This is a genomic window from Methylobacterium sp. WL64 (assembly GCF_008039945.1).
Lineage (GTDB): Bacteria > Pseudomonadota > Alphaproteobacteria > Rhizobiales > Beijerinckiaceae > Methylobacterium.
Genome location: NZ_VRVA01000334.1, coordinates 1 through 512, shown reverse-complemented (window position 1 = coordinate 512; position 512 = coordinate 1). Strand labels below are relative to the sequence as shown.

The 512-nt window shown below is 72.7% G+C and carries 1 pseudogene; it reads right to left on the bottom strand.

The window, feature by feature from the left end:
* Window positions 1-512, bottom strand: a pseudogene (locus tag FV242_RS34165) (ISL3 family transposase); the annotation flags it as partial.

Below are 512 nucleotides of genomic sequence, written 5' to 3'. Positions count from 1 at the left end.
GACGAGCAGGTGCCAGCGATCCGCGACCTGCGTCGCCGTCGGTGCTCCCGTGCGCGCGGCCTCGGCGTAGGGTCCCGAACGGTCACGGCTGACGACGGTCACGCTCGGATGGGCGGTGAGCCAGTCCTGCACCGGTGCCGACGAGCGGCCGGGCAACAGATCGATGACGCGCCGCCGCTCCAAGTCGCACACGATGGTGCCGTAGGACCGGCCGCGCCGCCACGCCCAATCGTCGATGCCGATGGCCCGCGGCGGCGGAGACGGTATGGTCCCGCGACGACGGATCAGGCGCAGGCCGGTGTCGCCGCTGACAGGCATCGCCAGCCGCCGCAACAACTTGCGCCGGCCTCACCACCCAGCACCATGCCGATGTCGGTCTGCGCCGCGGCCAACCGGTCGCTGCGGCGCGCCTTGCGCGTACCCAACCCTGGCACGCGTTCGGCAAAGATCCGCCCCGGGCAATGGCCGCAGCGGAAGCGGCGAACCTGCACCCGCCACGTCACCGACCGGTC